The organism is Rhodococcus sp. 05-2255-3B1 (genome assembly GCF_002258545.1).
Classification (GTDB): domain Bacteria; phylum Actinomycetota; class Actinomycetes; order Mycobacteriales; family Mycobacteriaceae; genus Rhodococcoides.
In genome coordinates, this window is record NZ_NOZC01000019.1 from 1,980 (window position 1) to 5,434 (window position 3,455).

General features: G+C 55.5%; 2 rRNA genes. Both read left to right on the top strand.

Annotated elements, in window-relative coordinates:
* The first annotated feature begins 49 nt into the window (after positions 1-49).
* Positions 50-3,203, top strand: a 23S ribosomal RNA gene (locus CH249_RS12050).
* Positions 3,204-3,336: 133 nt separating this feature from the next.
* Positions 3,337-3,453: ribosomal RNA gene (gene rrf, locus CH249_RS12055) — 5S ribosomal RNA — on the top strand.
* The last annotated feature ends 2 nt before the right edge of the window (positions 3,454-3,455 follow it).

Here is a 3,455-nt window from a genome sequence, read left to right on the forward strand (position 1 = left end):
CTTGGTTGTGTGTTGTTTGAGAATTGCACAGTGGACGCGAGCATCTTTGTTGTAAGTAATGAAGAGCGTACGGTGGATGCCTTGGCACCAGGAGCCGATGAAGGACGTAGGAGGCTGCGATAAGCCTCGGGGAGCTGTCAACCGAGCTGTGATCCGAGGGTGTCCGAATGGGGAAACCCAGCACGAGTGATGTCGTGTTACCTGCACCTGAATATATAGGGTGTGTGGAGGGAACGTGGGGAAGTGAAACATCTCAGTACCCACAGGAAGAGAAAACAATAGTGATTCCGTGAGTAGTGGCGAGCGAAAGCGGATGAGGCCAAACTTTGTGCGTGTGATACCCGGCAGGGGTTGCGTATGGAGGGTTGTGGGGTTTGCATTGTCGATTCTGCCGGATCGGCCGACAGTGAGAAATTGTGGTGTTAGTCGAAGTGGTCTGGAACGGCCTGTCGTAGAGGGTGAGAGTCCCGTAGACGAAAACATTGCAACTGTTGTTGTGGATACCCAAGTAGCAGCGGGCCCGTGAAATCTGCTGTGAATCTGTCGGGACCACCCGATAAGCCTGAATACTCCCTGGTGACCGATAGCGGACTAGTACCGTGAGGGAAAGGTGAAAAGTACCCCGGGAGGGGAGTGAAATAGTACCTGAAACCGTGCGCTTACAATCCGTCAAAGCCGGTGCATGATTCGTCATGGCTGGTGATGGCGTGCCTTTTGAAGAATGAGCCTGCGAGTTAGTGGCATGTCGCGAGGTTAACCCGTGTGGGGTAGCCGTAGCGAAAGCGAGTCCGAATAGGGCGTATCACCGCAAGGTGTGTAGTGGCGTGTTCTAGACCCGAAGCGGAGTGATCTACCCATGGCCAGGTTGAAGCGACGGTAAGACGTCGTGGAGGACCGAACCCACTTAGGTTGAAAACTGAGGGGATGAGTTGTGGGTAGGGGTGAAAGGCCAATCAAACTCCGTGATAGCTGGTTCTCCCCGAAATGCATTTAGGTGCAGCGTCACGTGTTTCTCACCGGAGGTAGAGCTACTGGATGGTCTAGGGGGCCTACAAGCTTACCGAAATCAGCCAAACTCCGAATGCCGGTGAGTGAGAGCGTGGCAGTGAGACTGCGGGCGATAAGGTTCGTAGTCGAGAGGGAAACAGCCCAGATCGCCAGCTAAGGTCCCTAAGCGTGTACTAAGTGGAAAAGGATGTGGGGTCGCGAAGACAACCAGGAGGTTGGCTTAGAAGCAGCCACCCTTGAAAGAGTGCGTAATAGCTCACTGGTCAAGTGATCCTGCGCCGACAATGTAGCGGGGCTCAAGTACACCACCGAAGCTGCGGCACTCACACAACAGCCCCATGCAGGTCTGCGGATCTGTGTGCAGGTGTGTGGGTGGGTAGGGGAGCGTCGTGCAGCCATGGAAGCATCGGAGTGATCCAGGTGTGGAGGCTGCGCGAGTGAGAATGCAGGCATGAGTAGCGAAAGACGAGTGAGAAACTCGTCCGCCGAATGACCAAGGGTTCCTGGGCCAGGTTAATCCGCCCAGGGTGAGTCGGGACCTAAGACGAGGCCGACAGGCGTAGCCGATGGACAACGGGTTGATATTCCCGTACCCGTGTAACCGCGCCCATGGTGAATCAGTGATACTAACCACCCTGAATCTCGCTTACTTCACGCCTTCGGGTGTGCGGGGGCGGGTGGATGCGTGGGACCTGATCTGGTAGTAGCCAAGCGATGGGGTGACGCAGGAAGGTAGCTGGGCCAGTCAGTGGTTGTACTGGTGTAAGCCTGTAGGGCGAACGGTAGGCAAATCCGCCGTTCACTAAGCCTGAGAGGTGATGCGTAGCCGATTGAGGCGAATTCAGTGATCCTATGCTGCCGAGAAAAGCCTCTAGTGAGTTGTTACACGGCCCGTACCCCAAACCGACACAGGTGGTCAGGTAGAGAATACTAAGGCGATCGAGATAACTATGGTTAAGGAACTCGGCAAAATGCCCCCGTAACTTCGGGAGAAGGGGGGCCCCTGCCGGTGATCACTCTTGCAGTGTGAGCTGGTGTGGGCCGCAGAGACCAGTGAGAAGCGACTGTTTACTAAAAACACAGGTCCGTGCGAAGTCGTAAGACGATGTATACGGACTGACGCCTGCCCGGTGCTGGAAGGTTAAGAGGACCGGTTAGCCAGTGATGGCGAAGCTGAGAATTTAAGCCCCAGTAAACGGCGGTGGTAACTATAACCATCCTAAGGTAGCGAAATTCCTTGTCGGGTAAGTTCCGACCTGCACGAATGGCGTAACGACTTCTCAGCTGTCTCAACCATAGACTCGGCGAAATTGCATTACGAGTAAAGATGCTCGTTACGCGCGGCAGGACGAAAAGACCCCGGGACCTTCACTACAGCTTGGTATTGGTGTTCGGTTCGGTTTGTGTAGGATAGGTGGGAGACTGTGAAGCGGTGACGCCAGTTACTGTGGAGTCGTTGTTGAAATACCACTCTGATCGTATTGGATACCTCAACCTCGGACCATGATCTGGTTCAGGGACAGTGCCTGGTGGGTAGTTTAACTGGGGCGGTTGCCTCCTAAAATGTAACGGAGGCGCCCAAAGGTTCCCTCAGCCTGGTTGGCAATCAGGTGTCGAGTGCAAGTGCACAAGGGAGCTTGACTGTGAGACTGACAAGTCGAGCAGGGACGAAAGTCGGGACTAGTGATCCGGCACCGGCAAGTGGAAGCGGTGTCGCTCAACGGATAAAAGGTACCCCGGGGATAACAGGCTGATCTTCCCCAAGAGTCCATATCGACGGGATGGTTTGGCACCTCGATGTCGGCTCGTCGCATCCTGGGGCTGGAGTAGGTCCCAAGGGTTGGGCTGTTCGCCCATTAAAGCGGCACGCGAGCTGGGTTTAGAACGTCGTGAGACAGTTCGGTCTCTATCCGCCGCGCGCGTAAGAAACTTGAGGAAGGCTGTCCCTAGTACGAGAGGACCGGGACGGACGAACCTCTGGTGTGCCAGTTGTTCCACCAGGAGCACCGCTGGTTGGCTACGTTCGGAAGGGATAACCGCTGAAAGCATCTAAGCGGGAAGCCTGTTCCAAGATGAGGTTTCTCACCCCCTCGAGGGGGTAAGGCCCCCGGCAGACCACCGGGTTGATAGGCCAGAACTGGAAGCCCAGTAATGGGTGCAGGTGACTGGTACTAATAGGCCGAGGACTTACCACAAAGAAGCTACGCGTCCACTGTGCAATATCTGAAACAACACACGTTTCAGCACAACAATTGAATGAACCCAGTACGTCACCGATCCAGATCCGGTGGCACCGCTGATGTTCCGTGTGTAACTGTTTCGCAGAGTTACGGCGGCCATAGCGGAGGGGAAACGCCCGGTCCCATTCCGAACCCGGAAGCTAAGCCCTCCAGCGCCGATGGTACTGCACTCGACAGGGTGTGGGAGAGTAGGACACCGCCGAACAC